Here is a 23,011-nt window from a genome sequence, read left to right as displayed (position 1 = left end):
GCAATGCAGGGCGTTTTGTTTTTTCTGCTATCGCAACTCGCATTTTGAATTGCGAGTTAAGAAGGGAAAGATTTACACCGCGCTAATCGCTGCGATCCGTCGTTTATCCAGCTCTTCTTTGATCGCTTTCCCTTGAAAACCATCACGGATCACCTGTTGTACATCGACACTCAGTGCCGCTTGATAGGCTTTGAGAAAAATATCGCGTTGCGGATAAGGGGTCTCTTCGCAACCTAATCGACCCGCATGATCGGCCTGACAACAAAGTAAAACGTCCTGCAAGCGCTCAGGCTTGCGCCATGCATCGAGTTTATCGAGTATTTTGAGTTTGGTACTGGGTTTTAATTCTGCCGCTCGATGAATATTGGAGTGCTGCTCGCAGACGAGCAGTGCCAACTCTTTACACTCATTTGGAATACGCACCCGCTCGCACAAGGCTTTAATGATGTTAACTCCTGTGTGACAGTGCATTTTATGGCTGGGCCATTCGCTTTTAGGTGTGACTCCTTTGCCTAAGTCATGCACTTGCGCTGCAAAACGAACCACTATCGATGAAGAGAGCTTCGCCGCTTGCGCTGCAACCATCAAGGTGTGTACTCCGGTATCAATTTCAGGATGCCATTTTTCCGGTTGAGGAACACCAAACAGGCGATCCAGTTCGGGTAATACCACTTTAAGTGCACCGCATTCATATAAAACAGAAAGAAATATTTCTGGATGCTGAGTGGCCAGTGATTTCTGCCACTCTTGCCATACGCGCTCGGCGGTTAAGTGTTGCAACTCACCTGATTGCGTTATTTGTTTCATCAGTGCCATGGTTTCATCGGCAATGGTAAAATCTAAATGTGCGAATTTGGCCGCAAAACGAGCCACGCGAAGGACGCGTAGTGGATCTTCGATAAAGGCATCAGAAACATGGCGCAGTAGGCGATTGTGCAGATCGCGCTGGCCGCCATAGGGGTCAATAAGCTTACCAGCGTTATCTTGTGCAATGGCGTTAATGGTCAGATCGCGGCGGGCGAGATCCTCTTCCAAAGTCACATCAGGTGCGTAGTAGCAGGCAAAGCCTGTGTAGCCAGCGCCAGTTTTGCGCTCAGTGCGAGCAAGGGCATACTCTTGTTTCGTTTTCGGGTGAAGAAATACGGGAAAATCTTTTCCTACAGGAGTAAAACCAGTGGCCAGCATTTGCTCTGGGCTGCTGCCTACTACAACCCAATCTTTGTCATAGATATCAATATGGAGCAACTGATCGCGTACCGCGCCCCCAACTAAGTATACTTGCACCGGATTACCTTAAATATGCTGAAACGCCATTGGCGATTGATGTTAGTAATGGTACTTTTCATCACAGTGAAATGATAGAGACGAGAGAATGTATAAGGAATTTTTTGGATTTACCGAGTCGCCATTTTCAATTGTACCGAGCTCTCGTTACCTATTTTTGAGCCATCGTCATCGTGAAGCGATGCAACATTTACAAGCAGGGCTGGGTGATGGTGGTGGTTTTGCGCTATTAACTGGCGAAGTGGGGACTGGCAAAACAACCATCGCAAGAGCGATGCTTGCGGCACTCGATGATAGTACTCAGGCGGGGTTTATTTTAAATCCAACTTTTTCGAACATCGAGTTGCTTGAAGCGATTTGTGATGAGTTTGCGCTGTCTTACCCATCTTCAGGGAGTTTAAAGGCGCTTAGCCAAGTAATTTATCATCATTTACTGCATAACCACGCGCAAGGGAAACAGACGCTATTAGTGATAGATGAGGCGCAGCATCTGGCCGCCGATGTACTGGAACAGTTGCGACTACTGACTAACCTTGAAACGGAGAGCCGTAAGTTACTTAAGGTTTTATTGATTGGTCAGCCTGAGTTACAACAAAAATTGCAATTACCTCAATTACGCCAACTTGCGCAACGTATTACCGGTCGTTATCACTTGCTGCCTCTCAATGTTCAAGAGACAGAGCAGTACATCCACTTTCGTTTAGCGTTAGCCGGCGGTCACAAGGATTGGTTTGATCAGAAAAGTATCAAATGGATAGCGGAACAGACCCACGGTATTCCGCGTTTAATTAACTTAGTATGCGATGCGAGTTTCAAGTTAGCCTATCAGCAGGGCGTGAAAGCGCTCTCATTTGAATTAGTGCGTACCGCGGGTCAAGAGGTCATGAATTTTCAGTCTTCGGTCTATCAGTCGCCTCATGCTCGCCTCGTACCGTCTTCAATATCGTATCGCTCTCCTCTCATTGCGGGCTTAATGTTAGCTGTGTTCATTGCGTGGTTTAGCCCGCCATGGATTGATCGCATGATGCGCTTTGCGTTGCCTTCCCCTGAATTACCTAAACCGATCACTCAAGTGGTGATCAGTGCTCAATTGGAACAAGATCTAGAACGCTCGAAGGCATTGGAATCGGCCATTAGCGATCTTTATAAAGTGTGGGGTTACAGTGCATCTTTGGCCGATAGTTTTTGTGATGCTCAAGCACAAGGACGCTTTCAATGTCAGCGTATGCAGGGTGATTTCAACCAATTAAAGCAGTTAAATTTGCCAGTGGTGCTCACTTTAGCTGCGGAGCAAACACAAGCTTATGCGGTGCTGTACCAGATCAATGCTGAGCAGGTGCAATTGTTAATGTCAGGAAAGCATGTGCAAATTAACCAAAGTCAGCTCAATGACGTATGGACAGGAGAATATCACTACATTTGGCAGCACGATTTACTCCGAACGTTGAAGCAGGGCATGCAAGGAGATGATGTTGAACTGCTTGACCAAAAATTGTCTCAGTTACTGGGAGAGCAAGCTACAGGGCATCAACAATTTGATGGTGAGGTAAAGCGCAAAGTAGCTTTTTTCCAACGCTGGCAAAAAATGGACAGCGATGGTATTGCTGGGGCTCGCACTATAAGTCGGCTTGAGCTATTGACTCAACACAACGCACCTCGCCTTCTCATTACTAAGGAGCAAGGATAATGTCGCAAGTGCTTAAAGCATTAGAGCAATCAGAGCTGAGCCACCAGAGCAAAAGCTTGCCGCACTCTTCTCATGTGGCAGTGTTTAATCAATCCTTGCCATCTTCATGGTGCTCGAAATCATCGCTTACCGTGTTGTTTGCTCCATCGTTACTCTGCTGCGGTTATCTTATTTATCATTCATACCAAGCTCGAATCGATGAGCTAGAACAATTGAAGCGCAATGCGCCACAAGTTGTGCAACAAGAGGGGGCTTACCAAGTTCTGGAATACCCTGACTTTGGTGAGTTACAAACCAATACACCACGAGTGAAAACACTTACCGAGACAAGCTCTACGCCGCCATTTACTCCTTTACATGGTACCCAGTTGACGACTAGTGAGCCGCGGCGAGATAAAAACGCAGATCAGGAGTTTGGCCTTAATGATCTCGACTTAAGTCAATTATCCCCGGAATTGGTACAACGAGTTGAGTTGGCGATTCAAGGCAAAGATCAAGTCGTACTTGTAGGAGACACATCAAAAGATCATCTTCTGCTCACAGAACATCTTGATACCTTTTCAGGTCGTATCCCAGCGCTGAATTTCCAGACTCACGTTTATTCAAGTCGTACAGATAAACGATGGGTAAAAATTAATGGCGTAGAGCGAAAGGTAGGTGATGATGTGGTGAATGGTGTGCAATTAGTCGAGATTAATCCGCAATCGACCTTGATACGTTTCGATGGTGAATTGATTGAAATCCCAGCTCTTTATGATTGGAAAGGATAAAAAAACGGTCACCTTTCTCTGGTGACCGTTTTTCAAGTGATAGATCCAGTCTGTTAGGGAGATTATGCCCAACCAGAAGGGTGTTTCTTACGGCGTGGGATAATGTGTGGCAAAATTAGTCCAAGTAGCAGACCAATACCCGCTACGCCGCCCCCATAAGTAAAGTATTTAAGCAGTAGATCCTCTTTCTGAGTATCCAGCTTAGCGCGCAGTTCGCGAATTTCAGTTTGTGAATCAGTGAGCTGCTTACTGATATCACTGTAGTTTTGTTCTAACTCTGAAATTTGTTGATTGCGAGCCTCTAATGAATTGGCCAATCCGGCTTTTTCACTGTCTGCATTTTGCTTTGCATTGGCCAATTTACTTTTCACTTCGGCCAGCTCACTCTCCAATTTAGGCAAACGCATCGCCATGCTTTCTTGGCGAGTGACAAAACGGCTTTCAACCCAACCCGTGCGGCCTTTCTCATCGGCAATCTGGCTATAACCAGTATCGTTATTAACATCAAGCAGCTTTACTTTGTCTCCTGCATCGATGCTACCGAGAATGCGAAATTGGTTACTTGGACCTGAATGAATATAAGTAAAGAGTTTGTCCGCAATATAGCGGTCTTGCGCAAACGTTGGCGCAGCCAACATGGTCAGTAAAACCATGCAGATCAGTTTTTTCACGATAAGTCCTTTAGCTATCAAATGAGGTATTAAAATGCTTTCGACAAATATTAAGAAGTTTCGTTGATTGGTGCAACAAAGAAGGGAGGCTAAGCCTCCCTTTCTGTGCGTTTGAGTCAATTAATGACATTGCACTTACAATCTATTGACTTATTGTATTAGCCAAATATTGCTTGCAGGGCATAGAAGAAAATGACCGCAAGTAAAGCGCCTGCTGGCAAGGTGACAATCCATGAAGCAACGATATTACGCACCACACCTAGATTCAATGCCGCAATTCCACGAGCAAAACCAACCCCTAATACCGCACCAACAAGTGTTTGTGTAGTTGAGATTGGAAGGCCAGTACCTGATGCCAATACGACCGTTGACGCTGTTGCCAACTGAGCAGCAAAGCCACGGCTTGGCGTCAGTTCAGTGATACCCGTACCGACCGTCGCCATCACTTTGTGACCAAGGGTAGCTAGGCCAACCACAATACCAAAACCACCCAGTGGCAAAATCCACCAAGCAATTGAGCTTTTAGCACTAACAGCCCCCAAGCTTTCAACAGTTGAAACCACCGCAGACAGAGGACCAATCGCGTTAGCTACATCATTTGAACCATGCGCAAAAGCCATTGCACACGCAGTGATCACCATCAATACGCTAAAGATGCTCTCAACACCGGAAAACCCATGGTCTTCTTCGCGGTTGGCAAATTTTCTCTTGATGTAGTAGTAACCACCGACCATAACAAGGCCTGATAACGCCGCAGAACATAACCATGCTTCACCAGTGCTCAGGTGTAAGCCTATATGTTTAAGGCCTTTTTTGATGGTAACCAGTGCGATCACCATAGTGGTGATGAACATATAAATAGGAACAAAGCGTTTGGCATTCATCAGTGGATTTTCAGTATCGAAAATCAATCGTTGAGCACTGACGAAGATTAAGTAGGCGAACAAACCAGAAATGACTGGGGTGACAATCCAACTGCCTACGATGCCTTTTACTGAGGCCCAATCAACCGCTTCTGGGCCGACAGATATGCAGGCAAATCCGATAATGGCGCCGATGATAGAGTGAGTCGTTGATACAGGCCAACCCATGTATGAAGCCAGCAATAACCATGTTCCGGCGGCGAGAAGTGCAGACATCATGCCATAAACAAGAACGTCGGGTTGGTGAGCGAAAAGTGCGGGTTCGATGACGCTGTTACGAATGGTTTCGGTTACTTCACCACCCGCTAAATATGCACCAGCGAATTCAAAAATCATCGCAATGATAATAGCTTGTTTTACGGTTAGCGCTTTTGAGCCTACTGAAGTTCCCATTGCATTAGCAACATCATTTGCACCAATACCAATCGCCATCATGAAGCCAAAAGCGGCTGCAACAAGAATCAGGACAGTGCCGTAGTTCGCAAGGATATCCATCGTAATACCTAGTCTTTTGATAACAAGCGGAGCATAACTGGACTCATTTTCTCGAAGCGAGTCAAAACCATCAGCGGAGAAAATAATCAACGCCTAAGCTGATGGATCAAGTTTTACTCTTCGTTATTTGGTTAACTTACTGATTTAAGAGCGAGAAAGCATTAGTTCAAGACGAGCGCCAACGCGCTGAGCTTGATCGGCAATGCCGCCCACCCATTCTAGAATTTTGTACAAGAACATTACATCGATCGGATTCATTTTCGACTCAATAGCCATTAATTGTTGGCGGAGTCGAACCTGCATCGCATCGGTGTCATCTTCAATCACATCCAGTTGATTGATCATTTCCGCCACCAGTGTGACTTCACGACCTTTAAATCCTGTTTCCAATAACTCATCGAGCTCATTGATCACTTTTTGCGCTTGATTTGCTGCATCAAGGCAGCGTTTTACGTAGGCAATGAAGTTTTCTTGAAGAGGCTCTGGGATGATCAATTGACGACCGTAGACACGGCCTGCAATATCTTTTGCAAGGTTGGCCAGTTTATCTTGCTGAGTTAACAGCTCTAGCATGTCAGTACGATCGACAGGCATAAATAAACCGCGTGGTAGTTTAAGACGAATTTCACGCTTGAGTACGTCCGCTTCTTTCTCTAAATGAGAAATTTGGGCTCGAATTTCACCTGCTTTCTCCCAGTCACCCTTTGAACAAACTTCAAAGAAATTGACTAAGTGAGAGCAACATTCATTCACACACACAACGTGGCGCTGCAAAGGCTTTATAGGGGACTTTGCAAATAACCCCATAATTGTATTTACTGGCATGGTCGTTCAACCTAAAAAATATAACCTTAAAATAACATACACCATTCATGGCGAAATGTTGAGCGATGGCTATAAAGGCGCGCATGTTAACCCATTAAATCTCTCATTAAAACTGTTTTAGATCATCATTCCGGTGATATTTGTTACTTGCCCCACTGTGCATTAGGCCATATTCTTTCGCTATCTGCTTTGAAAGGGTTAGTTATGGAAACCGAGATAGAACTGAAGTTTTTTGTTTCACCAGAATTTTCGGAAATTTTGCGTTACAAGATCTCTGAAATCAAAGTACTTCAGCACAGTTGTCGAGCGTTAGGGAACACTTACTTCGATACACCTGACAACTGGTTGCGTCAACACGACACAGGGCTTCGTATTCGTCGCTTTGATGATGTGTATGTTCAAACTGTTAAAACGGCGGGTCGAGTCGTTGCAGGGTTGCACCAAAGACCAGAATACAATGCTGAGCACAACAGCAATGAACCGAACTTGACGCTTCATCCGGAAGATATCTGGCCACAAGGTAAAGATATTACGACCTTACAATCTGAACTTATGCCTCTATTTTCGACCAACTTCACACGCGAGCAGTGGTTGATTGGCATGGCCGATGGCAGCCAAGTTGAAGTGGCTTTCGATCAAGGCTTTGTCGTTGCAGGTGAAAAACAAGAACCTATCTGCGAAGTGGAGCTGGAGTTGAAATCGGGGCAAACGGATGCTTTGTTTACGTTAGCTCGCCAGTTTTGTGAGCACGGTGGTATGCGTCTGGGTAACTTGAGTAAAGCGGCGCGAGGCTATCGTCTTGCGTCTGGTTATCAAGGTGATGAAGTTCATGCCTTAACCTTGGTCAATACAATCAGTACTGACAGCGTGGAAGAGTGTTTTATTCACTCGCTAGAGCATGCATTATCCCATTGGCATCACCATGAACAGATCTACACCGAGCGCGATTCAATTCCGGCGTTACATGAGATAAGCCACGCCACCAGTTTTTTACGCCAGATCTTGAGCATTTATGGCGGCATTGTGCCACGTCGCGCCAGCGCTATTTTACGTCAGGAATTAAAATGGTTGGAGCAAGAGTTATCGTGGTTAAAAACTCATGACTACCTAACAAATCTGCTTGAAGATAAAGGCCACGCACTGCGTAAACTGGACGCTCGTAAATTTATCATCGCCGAGTTAAAAGAGCAGCAAGAGGCACTACCTAATCGGGAAGAAAACTTAAAGCTACTCAGTTCGGCGCGGTATACTGGGTTACTGCTTGATCTCAGTCGTTGGATTTTGAGCCGTGGATGGCAACCCTTCTTGGACGATAAAGCCAGAGAAAAAATGGCGCGTAACGTCGGTTCGTTTTCGGTGAAGCAGTTGGATCGCACATGGGCCGAGTTAATGGAAGCTTTTCCTCCTAAAGTTGAGCTAAGCCCTCAAGAGTATATTGATCAGCAGTATCGTTTAATGCGTAATCTCTACACTGGCATCGGTTTTGCGAGCCTTTATGATATTGAAGAACGCAAAAACTTCCGTCTCCCTTGGGCTGATTTACTGCAAGGAATAGATGATTTATTAATGCTCAAGCCGCTAGAGAATTTGATCGACAAGTTGCAAGAAGACGAACAAGAACAACTCAAGCGATGGCTGATTCGCCAACAAAACTCCATTGTTCATGCGATGGAGCAGACGCGACAAATTGGCATTGAAGCCGAGCCTTATTGGCGTAAAAGTCGCTAATCAACATGGCTCACAGCCAAAATGAAAAAGAGATACTGCGGTGTCTCTTTTTTTATATCTCTGCTCATTTAGTTTCATTAATTACAATTGATTTGTGGATGAGATCAAATCTCCAACAGGTTGCACAACGAAACGACTACAGTTCAAAAAATCAGGGTCGATAGAAACCTAACAGGTATCATGATTGACAGAGATGAACAACAAGCCTGAGATCACAAATAATGCCATGAGTGAGTGGATCAGCAACAATAAACACATTGGATTTGTCTCATCTTTGATATCATCTTTTTTCATACGAAGCTCAAAATAAATAGCTTTTTTAGTTTTTGAGTTTGCTTACTTACCGAAATTTCAACATATAAGACATAGTGGAGAACTGACAATGGCAACAATGGCATTTAAGCCATGGGAACGTTTGATTACCGATATTCGTCTCGTTCCTAAAATGGTTATGCTGATGGTGTTTAGTACAGTATTGATCATCGCAAAGCAGCTTTGGGATGCTCGTACTTTTTACGAATCACTGCTTGCAGCAACTCAGAATACCGAAATCGCTCAGCAACACTATGATGCTTATTTGACTCAAGTAGTATGGCAAACGGCATTCATGATCATCGTTTTTGTTGTGCTTTTACTCGCCGCAGCCAAAGTCATGCTACGCCAAACACAATATTTAAGTGATTCAATTAAGTTGATGGCAAGTCGTGATCTTTCCACACCGATTAATATGGAATGTAAAGATGAGTACGGCGACGTTGCGCGAGAGCTTGAGAAAACCCGCCGCCAGTTGCAAGATGTCATTAAGATGCAAGTGGATGCCTCACAAGAGCTTTCGTCACTTACCGAAGTCATGACCATCAGCATGTCAGAAACCAAAGATTCGGCTCAAGAAGAGTTTAACGAAATTGACCAATTGGCCACCGCCATGAGTGAAATGACATCCACGGTGCAAACGGTCGCAGAGCATGCACAAAATGCATCAGCACTAACCGAGCAAGCGTCAGGTCAAGCAGAAACTGGTCAGCGTTTTGTCAAAGGCACCATCACTAAGATGAGTGAGCTATCGAAGGATATCGCGGCATCAGCGCAAGCCGTCAACCAAGTTGAAGAACGAGTGGTTGCGATTGGCAGTGTTGTTGGAACCATCCAAAGTATTTCCGAGCAAACCAACCTACTCGCGCTCAATGCTGCCATTGAAGCGGCTCGGGCTGGTGAAGCTGGGCGTGGTTTTGCGGTGGTGGCCGATGAAGTGCGTAACTTAGCGCAGCGCACCCAAAAAGCGACGATTGAGATCCAAGAGATGATTTCTCAATTACAAAATAGTGCCAATTCAGCTGTTGATTTAATGGAAAAAAGTGTAGTTGAAGCGGCTGAAGGAGTTGAGCTGGTTACGAATGCGGGCACTGAATTAGATGGTATTGTGAATCAAGTGCAACGGATCAATGACATGAATATCCAAATCGCAACGGCCGCTGGGCAGCAAACTAGCGTGGCTCAGGAAATGGACCAAAATCTAACCAATGTGAGGGAGCTCGTTGAAGCCTCAGTAACAGTAGTTGGTGAGTTGCTTGAAACATCAGAGATCATGCAAAGCAACGCTGAAGAGTTAGATCGGAAAATTACGATGTTCAAAGTCTAACTCTGTAGAAATTCGATCCTTCAATCAACGCCCACAATTCTTGTTGTTGGGCGTTTTTTATTGATATAAGTTTGCTATAAATAGCCTTCTAGCGACTGCATTGGTCTCAATTCACAAGGATGTCTCATGTTACTGCCTTCATCACTTCACGCTTTTGCGCACACAACCTATCAACATTTGCTAGAGCAACAACCGAGCATTGCACAGTGGTCCGAGCCATTGAAAAAACAGCTGTTGTATGTGGTCGGGATGAGCCAGTTTATCAATGAAGCATTATTGCGAGATGAACGGTTGTGTATGCAATTACCGGAAATGTTGGCGGGAGAGTCAAGGCTAGAGCATTACCGAGACGATCTCGCTATACAGCTAGAAGAGTGCAAAGATGAAATGTCAGGGCATCGTATTTTGCGTCAGTTTCGTAACCGGGAAATGGTGTACATCGCTTGGCGAGATTTCACCGCCAGTTGGACATTAGAAGAGAGCCTTGCACATCTTTCAGCACTGGCGGAAGCACTCATTTTTGAGACTTACCAGTGGCAGTACGCTGTTTGCTGCTTCGAGTGGGGAACGCCAACTAACGACCAAGGTGAAGCACAACCTATGCTGATCATCGGCATGGGCAAGTTAGGTGGCGGTGAGTTGAACTTCTCATCGGATATCGACCTCATTTTTACTTATCCTGAAAACGGTGAAACACAAGGCGCTCGCCGCAGCATCGCGAATGCGCAATTTTTTACCCGTTTAGGCCAGCGAATCATTAAAGCGTTGGATCAACATACCTTTGACGGTTTTTGCTACCGAGTTGATATGCGTTTGCGTCCTTTTGGTGAAAGTGGCCCACTGGTGATGAGCTATGCGGCGCTCGAAGATTATTACCAAGAGCAAGGGCGTGATTGGGAGCGTTATGCGATGATCAAAGCTCGAGTAATGGGGCGGGAAATGTATCCGCAGTACCAAGAGCTGCGTCAAATGCTGCGACCATTTGTGTTCCGCCGCTACATCGATTTTAGCGCCATTCAATCTCTGCGCCGTATGAAATCGATGATCAGCAGCGAAGTGAGACGTCGAGGGCTGCATAACAACATCAAATTAGGCGCAGGCGGGATCCGCGAAATTGAATTCATCGCACAAGTATTTCAGTTAATTCGTGGTGGACGAGAACCCAGTTTACGTCAGCGTGGACTATTAGAAACACTGGTTGCAATAGAAGAACTTGCCCTGCTCAAACCGCAAGAAGTGGCCGATTTACGACAAGCTTATCTGTTTTTACGTCGCCTTGAGAACCTATTGCAAGCGATGGCCGACAAGCAGATGCAAACCTTTCCAGACAATGAACTGGATCAACTTCGCTTAGCCGTTGCAATGCAATGCACTGACTGGGTAACGCTGTTTCACGAAACGCATCAACACATGACCAAAGTACATCAAGTATTTGCAACTCTGATTGGCGATGATGAAGAAGATGATGACCAGTGCGTTGCTAAACATTTTCACGAGCTGTGGGATATGGCGCACAAGCCTGATGTGCTTGAAACGATTTTTCAACAAGAGCTTACCTGTGATGATCCTGCCGGCATGGTGCATGTATTGATCCAATTTAAAGAGGATTTGGCGAAAAAAACGCTGGGTCCACGCGGACGAGATGTATTAAACCGGTTGATGCCAAAACTGTTCCAAGCGATTTTCATTCATCCAGATGCGCAGTTTGGCTTACCTCGTGTGCTGCATTTGATGTACAAAATTGTGACTCGAACCACTTACCTTGAGCTGCTAGATGAACACCCTGCGGCATTGACGCAGCTGGTGCGTTTATGTACCGCAAGCCCGATGATTTCGGAACAGCTTAGTCGTTACCCCATTTTACTCGATGAACTTATCGACCCGCAGCATCTCTATAATCCAATGGCGTTGTCTGCTTATAAAACTGAACTGCGTGATTTTCTTGCTCGTATTCCCGAAGAGGATATGGAGCAGCAAATGGAAGGATTACGCCAATTTAAGCAGATCTGCATTTTGCGTATTGCTGCTGCTGATATTGCCGGTGCTTTGCCTGTGATGAAAGTGAGCGATCACTTAACCTACCTTGCTGAAGCCATCGTTGAAGCCGTGATCAACCAAGCTTGGCAGCAAGTCAGTGCAAAATACGGCCAACCCACTCATTTAAAAGAGAGGGATGGTAAAGGGTTTGCAGTCGTTGGCTATGGCAAAGTAGGGGGCTGGGAGTTGGGTTACAATTCCGATCTTGATATCGTGTTTCTCCATGACTGCCCGGTGGATTGTTACACCGATGGCGCAAAAGAGATTGATGGCCGTCAGTTTTATTTGCGCTTAGCCCAGCGCGTGATCCACATTTTTGCTACTCGTACCGCTTCTGGTATTTTGTATGAAGTTGATACTCGTTTGCGCCCGTCCGGAGCGTCCGGTTTGTTAGTTAGCCCCGCTGAAGCGTTTGATGAATACCAGCGCAATGAAGCGTGGACGTGGGAACACCAAGCCTTAGTTCGTGCCCGAATGATTTATGGTGATGAGCCACTGCAACAGGCTTTCCATCGCACCCGTCATGAGATTTTGTCATTGGCAAGAGATGAAACCAAGCTCAAGCAGGATGTAGTCGCGATGCGGATAAAAATGCGCGATCATTTGGGGGGAAAGAAAAGTGGCCGCTTTATGCTTAAACAAGATGCTGGTGGCATCACTGATATTGAGTTTTTAGCTCAATATCTAGTGCTGCGTTTTAGCCATGAAAAGCCAAAATTGACGTTTTGGTCAGACAACGTACGCATTTTTGAGTCACTGCTGAACCAAGGTGTTATGGAGGAAGAACAAGCGCTGGCTCTCACCGATGCCTATACCTCAATGCGCAATCAGATCCATCATCGAAACTTGCTTAACTTGGATGCGGATGTTGACGAAAGTAAGTTTGTTGACCTGCGAAAACGAGTCACAAACGCTTGGCAGCAGTGGCTAGGTTGAGTGTTTTAGAGACTCAATGAGCTGTGTTACACTCAGCGCAATAACAAAAATTGGAGATCCACAATGAAACCAATCCTACCTGACTACAATGATGCAGGTGTATTGATTATTGGCGATGTGATGCTTGATCGCTACTGGTATGGCCCAACTGGTCGCATCTCACCAGAAGCCCCCGTTCCTGTAGTAAAAGTAGAGAATAGCGAAGAACGTCCAGGCGGCGCGGCAAACGTTGCAATGAACATTGCTTCGCTGGGCGGTCATGCGCACATTGTTGGTTTAACTGGCGTGGATGAGCCTGCTAACGTTCTGACTGAAACGTTAACAGCGTTGAAAGTGAGTTGTGATTTTGTTGCTCTGCCAAATTATCCAACCATTACAAAATTACGCGTGCTAAGCCGAGGCCAGCAACTGATCCGTTTGGATTTCGAAGATAAGTTTGAGAACACCGATCCAGAACTGATTTTATCTCGCATGGAGCTGGCGTTACCGAAAGTAAAAGCGGTGATCTTGTCCGATTACGCCAAAGGCGCATTAGAGCATGTGCAGCAATTAATCCAAAAAGCACGTGCAGCCAACATTCCCGTTTTTATCGATCCTAAAGGAGCCGATTTCGAACGTTATCGTGGCGCAACATTGCTCACACCTAACATGTCTGAATTTGAACAGGTCGTAGGCAAAGTAAAAACAGAGCAAGAGCTAGTAGAAAAAGGCTTTGCCTTGATTGAACAGTTTGATCTTGGCGCACTGTTGGTGACTCGCAGCGAACATGGCATGACACTGTTACAACGCAATCAGAAGCCATTCCATTTACCAACATTAGCCAAAGAAGTGTATGACGTAACGGGCGCTGGAGATACGGTGATTTCAGTGCTTGCAGCATCAGTTGCAGCAGGTAAACCACTTGATGAAGCGTGTGCATTAGCCAATGCGGCGGCGGGTGTTGTGGTTGGTAAACTGGGCACGTCAACCGTTTCAACCATTGAACTAGCGGAAGCGGTTCACGGTAGCAAAGATACTGATTATGGTGTCATCAGTGAACAAGCCTTAATTGATGCGGTAAAAGTGGCTCAAGCTCAGGGCGAAAAGGTGGTAATGACCAATGGTTGCTTTGATATTTTGCATGCAGGACATGTTTCTTATCTTAACCACGCAGCCAAATTAGGCGATCGCCTGATTGTTGCCGTTAACACGGATGAGTCGGTTAAGCGTTTGAAAGGCCCAGGTCGCCCAGTCAATACAACGGATCGCCGCATGGCGGTGCTGGCTGCATTGGGCGCTGTCGATTGGGTGGTTCCTTTTTCTGAAGATACGCCACAGCGTTTGATTGCGGCTGTACTACCTAACTTACTGGTGAAAGGTGGTGACTATAAACCTGAAGATATCGCTGGTGGTGAAGAAGTGATTGCTGCGGGTGGAGAAGTCAAAGTGTTGAACTTTGAAGATGGTTGCTCAACCACAGAAATTATTGAAGCGATTAAAGGCGGCAGAGGCTAACATCGCGCCGTATCCTTTGGCATTTTGTATAAAATGAGCCAATCACTACAAAAAAGCCGCTGAATTGTCAGCGGCTTTTACTTTTTAGCTGTCTGCTTTTAAGCCAGCGTTGATATCTAAAATATCTTGCTCGCTCAAGGTGCCTACTGCTTGACGCAATTGCAGTACGCTCAGCACATAGTCATAACGTGCGTTAGAGAGATTTTTATTCGCATCGTAGAGACGGCGCGTTGAATCAAGCACATCAACAATAGTCCGCGTACCGACATCAAACCCTGCTTCGGTCGCTTCCAGTGCTGATTTCGCTGAAATAACTGACTGTTCATAAGCACGTAAAGCGCCAATAGAGGCATTGATGTTGTTGTTAAATGCGCGTACATCTTTCACAACGCTGCGATACGTCTGTTCTAAATCTTGGCTTGCAGCAACGTACGCAAATTCAGCTTGTTTGGTTTTCGACGTGGTTTTTCCACCGGTGTACAGCGGCACATTAAGGTTGATCCCAACATTGAAATCGTTGTAATCCCCTTGAGAGTTGCTGTTATCGTTGCTTTCATCACCGTACTTGTAGCCGCCATCAAGAGTCAGTGAGGGTAAGTGCCCTGAACTTGCTAATGAAATATTATCTTTCGCGACATCTTGAGCAATACGAGCGGTCAGCAAAGAGAGATTTTTCTGTTGGGCTTCTTCAAGCAGAGCATCAATCGGCTGCGTTGTTTTGCTGGCTGAAAAACGATTAGTATCCAACACACTTAAATCAGAATGTTCTTGGCCGGTAATTTCACGCAAGGTTTCATAACTATTAGTGAGGCTATTTTTTGCCAAAACTTCATCAGCAAGCACGCCATCGTATTGCGCTTGTGCGTCATGCACGTCAGTAATTGCAGAAAGACCGACTTCAAAACGTTGTTTCGTTTGCTCTAATTGACGAGCCACTGCCGCTTTTTCTGCACGGACAAATGCCAAGTTATCTTTGGCGCGAAGCACTTCAAAATAGGCTTGTGCAACGCGTAAAATTAGACCTTGCTGGGTGGCCGCATAGGCAGAATCCGCTTTGCGTGCATTCTTTTCTGCCGTGTCTAAAGAAACCCAACTTGAACGTTGATAAAGCTGCTGAGAGAAACTGATGCCTGCTGTGAGCTTATCGCTTTCACGTGAATCAGTATCGCTGCGGTTGATATTGTAACCAGCAGTCAGGTTGATCTGTGGTAAAAGATCGCCACGGCTAGATGTTACCGCTTCAAATGCAGCATCACGTTGAGCTGCAGAGCTCAGTAACTGAGGATCATTTTCTTTGGCTTGATTATAGATTTCAGTAAGAGTATCCGCCCATACTGAAGAACTCAGGCTGCCTAATGCTGCGCTGATGAATAGTGGAAGCAGTTTTTTCATTGGTCCTATTCCCTGCCTTAATATGTAAGAAGGTTACTTTTAAGGAGTTTAACTTAAATTGGTGGTAATTCACTCGAAACTTTGCACTTTTTTACACATAACTGTCCATCTGTGCAATAAAATTCGATGCTCGTTTAAAAATAAATATAAAATTTATATAAAAAGTTGAGCAATATCCTTGGTGATGGATGAATTCCATGATTAAACTATGAGATTCACTGAGCGAGGTTTCAAATGCAGCAGTCTGACAAACAGTACAACATTTTTACGCCCCAAGATGTGGACGTCATTTCAAAAGAAACACTGTTCCAAGGTTTTTTCCGCATGGTGAAATACCGCTTTAAACACAAGTTGTTTGAAGGTGGATGGAGTGAGGAGATTGAAAGAGAAATGTTTGAAAGAGGTCATGCTGCGGCTATGCTTCCTTATGATCCTGCGCGTGATGAAGTCGTGATTATAGAGCAAATTCGAGTTGGAGCACTAGAGCACGCCCATCCTTGGCAACTGGAGATTGTTGCTGGAGTCATCGACCCTGATGAAACGTCCGAGCAGGTTATTCGTCGAGAGGCGATGGAAGAGGCGGGAATCGAAGTGAACCGAATTGAAAAAATTAGCTCTTATTATCCATCATCTGGCGGATGCTCTGAATTACTCGACGTCTTTGTTGGTGAAATCGATGCAACGCAAGCTAAAGGCGTACATGGGCTTGACTATGAAGGTGAAGACATCAAAGTTCATGTCATGAGCCGTGAAGAGGCTTACCGCTTAGTGAAAAACGGCCAAATTGAGAATGGTGCCTCAATTATCGCTTTACAATGGTTAGAGCTAAACTATCAACAGTTACAATTGCAATGGCAGAATTAGCATTGAAAAAACCGTATCACGTTGATTTGTCGGAACTAATGCGTGTGTACGAAACTAACTACGCGAAATTGAACGCTTTGTTACCAAGTCAGCCGAGCGTGGGTGACTTACGCTGTTATCAGGCCGCTCAAATGACCTATCAATTACAAGTGCTAGAGGTCACAAAGTACACAACTTTAGTGGAGATTTGTCAGAGTGATGACGTTTCAGTATTTCCATTACCGTCGATGTCTGTCAGGCTTTACCACGATGCACGTGTTTCCGAAGTGTGTGCAAGTGCGCGGATAAATCAGATCAAAGCTCGCTATGATTACCCGAATGAACAAATGATGCAAAAAGATGAGAAAGCGCAAATCAATCGCTTTTTAGGCGATTGGCTTACTTTCTGTTTAAAGCACGGGATTAGTCGAGCTCCAATTTAGTCTTCGTCATAGATGAAAATTAGTCATTCAATTTGGATTAATAAATTTTGAACGTGTCGCCAACTCTAGACAATTCAGACAGCATCAAGCTGCTACAAATTACCGATACGCATCTGTTTGCGCCGGATGATGGCAGCCTGTTGAGTGTTAATACGGTAGATAGCTTTCATGCTGTTGTGGCAGAGATTTGCGCGCAACATGTTGAATTTGATGCAATTCTGGCTACGGGTGACATCTCGCAAGATCATAGTGCTGAGTCTTATCTTCGTTTCTCTCGTGGTATTTCTTCATTAGAAAAAACTTGTTTTTGGCTTCCCGGCAATCACGACTTTAAACCCAATATGGGCGCCGTATTCCCGTCAGAGCAGATTCAACAGTCGGAGCATGTATTACTCGGTGAACACTGGCAGATGGTGATGCTCGATTCTCAAGTGGTGGGCGTACCGCATGGACGGCTGAGCGATCAACAATTGGCTTTACTTGACGAAAAATTATCGACGCACCATCAGCGACACACCTTGATTGTGCTGCATCATCATCCTCTATTGGTGGGGAGCGCCTGGCTCGATCAACATAGCCTTAAAGACAGCGATGCTTTTTGGAATATCGTCACGCAACATCGCAATGTGAAAGCCGTCCTGTGTGGTCATGTTCATCAAAATATGGATAAACTCCATCACGGTGTCCGAGTGATGGCCACTCCCTCGACCTGTGTACAATTTAAGCCCAATTCAGATGATTTTGCTTTGGATCGTACTTCCCCAGGATGGCGTGAATTGACGCTATCTGCTGATGGTCAAATAGAAACTCAGGTCAAACGTTTAGCTAACGGCGCATTCCAACCGGATTTTAACGCTAATGGATACTGAGATGCCTACTCGTCAACCTATGCTGCTTTATATTCACGGCTTTAATAGCTCGCCGCTGTCGCACAAAGCACAAGTGATGGTGAAGTATTGCCAAATGCAGCGTCCTGATATCAAAGTGATGGTGCCTAAGTTACCCAGTTTTCCCGCGCAAGCTGCGGAATATCTACTTGATCTTATTCATCAACATCAAGATCAATATCGTATTGCGCTGGTGGGGAGTTCATTAGGCGGGTATTTGTCTATTTGGTTAAACCATTTGTTTGGTTTTCGTGCCGTGGTGATAAACCCAGCAATCAAACCGTATGAATTATTGGTCAATTTTTTAGGCGAACAAGTCAACCCCTACACGCAAGAGCACTATCGGCTAGAGGCGAAACATATTGAAGAGCTCAAAGCATTAGAGGTTAAAATTAATGACGTCACGTCATTTTGGTTGTTGCAACAAATGGGTGATGAAGTCTTAGATTACCGTCAAGCCGTCGCTAAATTGACGGGAGCAAAACAGACGGTTGAATTTGGCGGCGATCATAGTTTTGTGAACTTTGAGCGATATCCGCGACAAATCATCGAATTCCTAGATCTCTGACCGATTCATTGAGGGGGGAGTCATAATTTTACCTGTAACTTACTTATCTCGCTTGACATAAGCAAGGCTCTTCCAGACTATGTTCTACCTATACTTTTGCAGTTTGTAATGCTGAAAAAATCAGCGTTGTTGTCGTTAATTAATCACAAGCACATCATTGATAAACTGCCGAAAAAGTAACGAATCATTTATCTATAAAAGCATTCCGTATTATGACTGAACAATATAATGCTGGGGCCATTGAAGTTCTTAATGGTTTAGAACCAGTACGTCGCCGACCTGGGATGTATACGGACACCGCGCGACCTAACCATTTAGGCCAAGAAGTTATCGATAACAGTGTCGATGAAGCGCTAGCCGGATATGCCTCCAAGGTACAAGTTATTCTCCACGCAGATCAATCACTTGAAGTGATCGATGATGGGCGTGGTATGCCTGTTGATATTCACCCTGAAGAGAAAATATCAGGCGTTGAGCTTATCTTCTGTAAATTGCATGCGGGTGGTAAGTTTTCAAACAAAAGCTACCAGTTCTCCGGTGGTTTACATGGGGTAGGTATTTCCGTAGTGAATGCCCTATCCAAGCGTGTGGAAGTGACCGTTCGCCGTGATGGGCAAATATATGAAATGGCGTTTGAGCACGGTAATAAAGTCGAGGAATTGACGGTGACTGGCACCTGTGGTCGTCGCAATAAAGGGACGAGTGTCCACTTTTGGCCCGATACCAGCTACTTTGATTCGCCTAACTTTTCAGTGACTCGCCTAATCAATAATTTGCGCGCTAAAGCGGTACTTTGCCCGGGGCTCGAGATCACCTTTAGTGATAAGGTTAACAATCTTGAGCACCGTTGGTACTACGAAGACGGCCTAAAAGATTATCTCGCAGAAGGCGTAAAGGGTTACACCTTATTGCCCGAAGAGCCATTTACGGGTGAGTTTGTCGCTGAAACTGAAGCGGCCAACTGGGCAGTGATTTGGCTACCTGAAGGTGGTGAGATGATCACTGAAAGCTATGTTAACTTAATCCCGACCGCACAAGGTGGTACGCACGTTAACGGCTTACGCCAAGGGTTGCTCGATGCGATGCGTGAATTCTGTGAATTCCGCAACCTGTTGCCGCGTGGCGTTAAGTTAACTGGTGAAGATGTCTTTGACCGCTGTTCTTATGTGTTGTCGGTTAAGATGCAAGACCCACAGTTTGCAGGGCAAACCAAAGAGCGCCTTTCTTCACGTCAAAGCGCGGCTTTTGTTTCAGGTGTGATAAAAGACTCCTTTAGTTTATGGCTGAATGAAAAACCACAACTCGCTGAATTACTTGCCGAAGTGTGCATTGCCAATGCGCATCGCCGCATGCGAGCCAGCAAAAAAGTGGTACGGAAAAAAATCGCATCGGGCCCCGCGCTCCCCGGTAAATTGACCGATTGTTCAGTGCAAGACCTGAGCCGCACGGAAATCTTCTTTGTCGAAGGGGATTCAGCAGGCGGCAGTGCTAAGCAAGCGCGCGATCGTGAATTTCAAGCGGTTATGCCACTGCGTGGGAAAATTTTAAATACGTGGGAAGTGTCGGCAGACCAAGTGCTGGCTTCACAAGAAGTGCATGATATTTCTGTTGCGCTTGGGATTGATCCTGATAACGACGATCTAGATGGATTGCGTTACGGTAAAATCTGTATTCTCGCAGATGCGGACTCTGATGGTTTACATATTGCCACCTTGCTCTGCGCCTTATTTACCAAACATTTCCGAGCACTAGTCAAAGCGGGCCACATTTTTGTTGCGATGCCTCCTTTGTATCGGATTGACTGCGGCAAAGAGGTCTTTTATGCACTCGATGATGCTGAAAAAGAGGGCATTTTAGAGCGACTTAGCCAGAAAAAAGCCAAAATCAACGTCCAACGATTTAAAGGTTTGGGTGAAATGAATCCGCTTCAATTGCGTGAAACAACGATGGATCCAAACACGCGCCGCTTGGTGCAACTGACCATTGATGATGCTGAAGCAACGGATGAGATGATGGACATGTTGCTAGGTAAAAAGCGTGCAGATGACCGCCGCGCATGGTTGCAACGTTATGGCGATATGGCAGAGGTGCAATAAATGTCAACTGAAATAACCTTTGATGGTGTTGAAAAACTGCCGCTGCGTAAGTTCACTGAAGACGCCTATCTCAATTATTCGATGTACGTCATCATGGACCGCGCACTGCCTTATATTGGCGATGGTTTAAAACCGGTACAGCGACGTATTATTTATGCGATGTCGGAGCTTGGACTCTCGGCGTCAGCCAAGTACAAAAAATCAGCGCGTACCGTTGGTGACGTGCTCGGTAAATACCACCCGCACGGTGATTCGGCCTGTTACGAAGCGATGGTATTAATGGCACAACCCTTTTCTTACCGCTACCCATTGGTGGATGGTCAAGGTAACTGGGGTGCTCCGGACGATCCAAAATCCTTCGCGGCGATGCGTTATACCGAAGCGAAACTGTCTAAATTCGCTGAAGTTTTACTGGGTGAGCTTGGACAAGGTAACGTTGATTGGCAGCCTAACTTTGATGGGACAATGCAAGAACCACAAATGCTGCCGGCGCGTTTACCTCATATTTTGCTCAATGGCGTCACGGGAATTGCGGTGGGTATGGCGACCGATATCCCGCCACACAATGTGCGTGAAATTGCCGATGCGACGATTCACCTGATCGATAACCCGGAAGCGCAACTGCATGATGTGATGCAGTACGTGCAAGGGCCAGATTATCCGACCGAAGCGGAAATTATTTCACCCAGAATTGAAATTGAGAAAATATATCGCTCAGGTCGCGGCAGTATCAAAATGCGCGCGGTTTGGCATAAAGAGGGGAGTGATGTTGTGATCACAGCATTACCTCATCAAGTCTCAGGCGCTAAATTGCTCGAACAAATCGCTAACCAAATGCGCGCGAAGAAATTGCCAATGGTTGAAGATTTACGCGATGAATCGGATCACGAGAACCCTACGCGTATTGTTATTGTGCCGCGTTCTAACCGCGTAGATTGTGACTTGTTGATGAGCCACTTATTCGCATCAACCGATCTAGAGAAAAGCTTCCGTGTTAACTTGAACATGATTGGCTTAAACAATCGCCCAGAAGTGAAAGGTTTAGTGACCATTCTTTCTGAGTGGATTGAGTTTCGTCGCACCACGGTTCGCCGCCGCTTACAGTACCGTCTTGATAAAGTCATGGCGCGTTTGCACATCTTGGAAGGTTTGCTCATTGCTTATCTGAATATTGATGAAGTGATTGAAATCATTCGTACTGAAGATGAACCTAAAGCGGTACTGATGGCCCGTTTTGGTATTAGTGCTATTCAAGCCGATGCGATTTTAGATACCAAACTTCGCCACTTAGCCAAACTTGAAGAGATGAAGATTCGTGGTGAGCAAGATGAGCTTGCCAAAGAGCGCGAAAAATTAGAGCAGTTGCTTGGTTCTGAGCGTCGCTTGAACACATTGTTGAAGAAAGAGATCAAAGCGGATGCTGAGAAGTACGGTGATGATCGCCGTTCACCACTGATTGAGCGTGCTGAATCTAAAGCGTTGACTGAGCGTGACCTTGTGCCAAGTGAAGCGATCACCGTTGTGCTTTCGGAAAAAGGCTGGGTACGTCATGCCAAAGGGCATGATGTGGATTGCCAAAGTTTGAGCTACAAATCCGGCGACCAGTATTTGGCTCATGCTTGTGGTAAGAGCAATCAACAGGTCGTATTCTTGGGTAGCGATGGTCGAAGTTATTCGCTTGAAGCTCACTCGCTACCTTCGGCGCGCAGTCAAGGTGAGCCGATTACGGGGCGTCTCAACATCACAGAGGGCTCGTCTATTCGCCAAGTAGTGATGGGGGAAGAGGATCAACTCTGGTTAGTGGGCTCGGATGCCGGTTATGGTTTTGTTTGTAAAGGTGGTGAACTGCTGTCGAAAAACCGTAGTGGTAAAGCCTTAGTTAATTTGCCTGAGAACTCAGAGGTAATGACGCCGCAGGCCATCGGTAATTTGGAGTCTGATGATATTTTAGCGATCACGAATCAGGGCCGAATGTTGCTATTCCCAATCAAAGATTTACCACAGCTAACCAAAGGAAAAGGCAACAAAATAATCAATATTCCTGCGGCTAAGTCCAAAGAGCGTGAAGAGTTTGTGTCACATTTAATCTCCTTGCCTCAAGGAGCGGCTATTACGCTCTATGCCGGCAAACGCAAACTTGGTTTAAAAGCCAGCGATCTAGAGAACTTCCGTGGTGAGCGTGGACGTCGAGGTAGCTTACTGCCGAGAGGGCTACAACGTGTTACTGCGATTGAGATTGAATCAGAACTTAGTGATTCAGATCTTGAGCAAGAGTAAAAGTCTATAAATAAAA

At 45.6% G+C, this 23,011-nt stretch carries 17 protein-coding genes; 12 read left to right on the top strand and 5 right to left on the bottom strand.

Going from position 1 to position 23,011, the window contains the following annotated elements; genetic code table 11:
• Window positions 1-72: 72 nt before the first annotated feature.
• Window positions 73-1,284: a multifunctional CCA addition/repair protein gene (locus AACT23_RS05455; RefSeq protein ID WP_094129885.1), complete on the bottom strand. Its 1,212-nt coding sequence runs from the start codon at window positions 1,282-1,284 to the stop codon at window positions 73-75.
• Between the two features lie 88 nt (window positions 1,285-1,372).
• On the opposite strand from AACT23_RS05455, the gene AACT23_RS05450 reads away from it, so the two are divergent.
• Window positions 1,373-2,971 (top strand): ExeA family protein, encoded by a 1,599-nt coding sequence (locus AACT23_RS05450; protein WP_094129882.1) that lies wholly within the window; start codon window positions 1,373-1,375, stop codon window positions 2,969-2,971.
• Window positions 2,971-3,741 carry a general secretion pathway protein GspB gene (locus tag AACT23_RS05445; RefSeq protein ID WP_094129879.1) on the top strand — a complete coding sequence of 257 codons (771 nt, stop codon included), beginning with the start codon at window positions 2,971-2,973 and terminating at the stop codon, window positions 3,739-3,741. The genes AACT23_RS05450 and AACT23_RS05445 overlap by 1 nt, the downstream gene beginning before the upstream one ends.
• A 62-nt stretch (window positions 3,742-3,803) precedes the next feature.
• On the opposite strand, the gene AACT23_RS05440 is transcribed toward AACT23_RS05445, so the two are convergent.
• The 3 genes from AACT23_RS05440 to AACT23_RS05430 form a co-directional block, all read right to left on the bottom strand.
• Window positions 3,804-4,412: a TIGR04211 family SH3 domain-containing protein gene (locus AACT23_RS05440; protein ID WP_026029138.1), complete on the bottom strand. Its 609-nt coding sequence runs from the start codon at window positions 4,410-4,412 to the stop codon at window positions 3,804-3,806.
• 158 nt (window positions 4,413-4,570) lie between these two features.
• Window positions 4,571-5,830, bottom strand: a complete 1,260-nt coding sequence (locus AACT23_RS05435) for an inorganic phosphate transporter (protein WP_026027278.1) — start codon at window positions 5,828-5,830, stop codon at window positions 4,571-4,573.
• Window positions 5,831-5,974: 144 nt separating this feature from the next.
• On the bottom strand, window positions 5,975-6,655 hold the full coding sequence (locus tag AACT23_RS05430) for a TIGR00153 family protein (RefSeq protein WP_013856047.1): 681 nt from the start codon (window positions 6,653-6,655) through the stop codon (window positions 5,975-5,977).
• Window positions 6,656-6,859: 204 nt separating this feature from the next.
• Between AACT23_RS05430 and AACT23_RS05425 the strand changes: the two genes are divergently transcribed.
• The 4 genes from AACT23_RS05425 (at window position 6,860) to hldE (ending at window position 14,489) form a co-directional block, all read left to right on the top strand.
• Complete coding sequence (locus tag AACT23_RS05425) at window positions 6,860-8,383, top strand: CYTH and CHAD domain-containing protein (RefSeq protein ID WP_026027277.1); 1,524 nt, start codon at window positions 6,860-6,862, stop codon at window positions 8,381-8,383.
• A 382-nt stretch (window positions 8,384-8,765) separates the two neighbouring features.
• Window positions 8,766-10,022 (top strand): methyl-accepting chemotaxis protein, encoded by a 1,257-nt coding sequence (locus AACT23_RS05420; RefSeq protein WP_013856051.1) that lies wholly within the window; start codon window positions 8,766-8,768, stop codon window positions 10,020-10,022.
• Window positions 10,023-10,148: 126 nt separating this feature from the next.
• Entirely contained in the window at window positions 10,149-12,995 is a 2,847-nt protein-coding gene (gene glnE, locus AACT23_RS05415; protein WP_094129876.1) for a bifunctional [glutamate--ammonia ligase]-adenylyl-L-tyrosine phosphorylase/[glutamate--ammonia-ligase] adenylyltransferase, read from the top strand.
• 63 nt (window positions 12,996-13,058) lie between these two features.
• Entirely contained in the window at window positions 13,059-14,489 is a 1,431-nt protein-coding gene (gene hldE / locus AACT23_RS05410; RefSeq protein WP_017050463.1) for a bifunctional D-glycero-beta-D-manno-heptose-7-phosphate kinase/D-glycero-beta-D-manno-heptose 1-phosphate adenylyltransferase HldE, read from the top strand.
• 84 nt (window positions 14,490-14,573) lie between these two features.
• Here the strand turns inward: hldE and tolC are convergent, their stop codons facing one another.
• Complete coding sequence (tolC, locus tag AACT23_RS05405) at window positions 14,574-15,881, bottom strand: outer membrane channel protein TolC (RefSeq protein WP_064625882.1); 1,308 nt, start codon at window positions 15,879-15,881, stop codon at window positions 14,574-14,576.
• A gap of 234 nt (window positions 15,882-16,115) precedes the next feature.
• Here tolC and nudF point away from each other — a divergent pair, with 234 nt between their 5' ends.
• The 6 genes from nudF to parC all read left to right on the top strand — a co-directional run bounded on the left by nudF (window position 16,116) and on the right by parC (window position 22,995).
• Window positions 16,116-16,745: an ADP-ribose diphosphatase gene (gene nudF, locus AACT23_RS05400; RefSeq protein WP_017047451.1), complete on the top strand. Its 630-nt coding sequence runs from the start codon at window positions 16,116-16,118 to the stop codon at window positions 16,743-16,745.
• Window positions 16,733-17,167 (top strand): DUF1249 family protein, encoded by a 435-nt coding sequence (locus AACT23_RS05395; protein WP_017042669.1) that lies wholly within the window; start codon window positions 16,733-16,735, stop codon window positions 17,165-17,167. The genes nudF and AACT23_RS05395 overlap by 13 nt, the downstream gene beginning before the upstream one ends.
• A 47-nt stretch (window positions 17,168-17,214) precedes the next feature.
• A complete protein-coding gene (gene cpdA, locus AACT23_RS05390; protein ID WP_013856058.1) occupies window positions 17,215-18,036 on the top strand; it encodes a 3',5'-cyclic-AMP phosphodiesterase in 822 nt (273 codons plus the stop codon).
• Entirely contained in the window at window positions 18,026-18,622 is a 597-nt protein-coding gene (yqiA, locus tag AACT23_RS05385) for an esterase YqiA (RefSeq protein ID WP_017042667.1), read from the top strand. Before cpdA ends, yqiA begins: the two co-directional genes overlap by 11 nt.
• A gap of 212 nt (window positions 18,623-18,834) precedes the next feature.
• On the top strand, window positions 18,835-20,718 hold the full coding sequence (parE, locus tag AACT23_RS05380; RefSeq protein WP_094129873.1) for a DNA topoisomerase IV subunit B: 1,884 nt from the start codon (window positions 18,835-18,837) through the stop codon (window positions 20,716-20,718).
• Window positions 20,719-22,995 carry a DNA topoisomerase IV subunit A gene (gene parC, locus AACT23_RS05375; protein WP_017042665.1) on the top strand — a complete coding sequence of 759 codons (2,277 nt, stop codon included), beginning with the start codon at window positions 20,719-20,721 and terminating at the stop codon, window positions 22,993-22,995.
• Window positions 22,996-23,011: the final 16 nt, after the last annotated feature.

This window comes from Vibrio sp. V09_P4A23P171 (assembly GCF_963875615.1).
Lineage (GTDB): Bacteria > Pseudomonadota > Gammaproteobacteria > Enterobacterales > Vibrionaceae > Vibrio > Vibrio anguillarum.
This window is presented reverse-complemented; position numbering and strand designations above follow the sequence as displayed.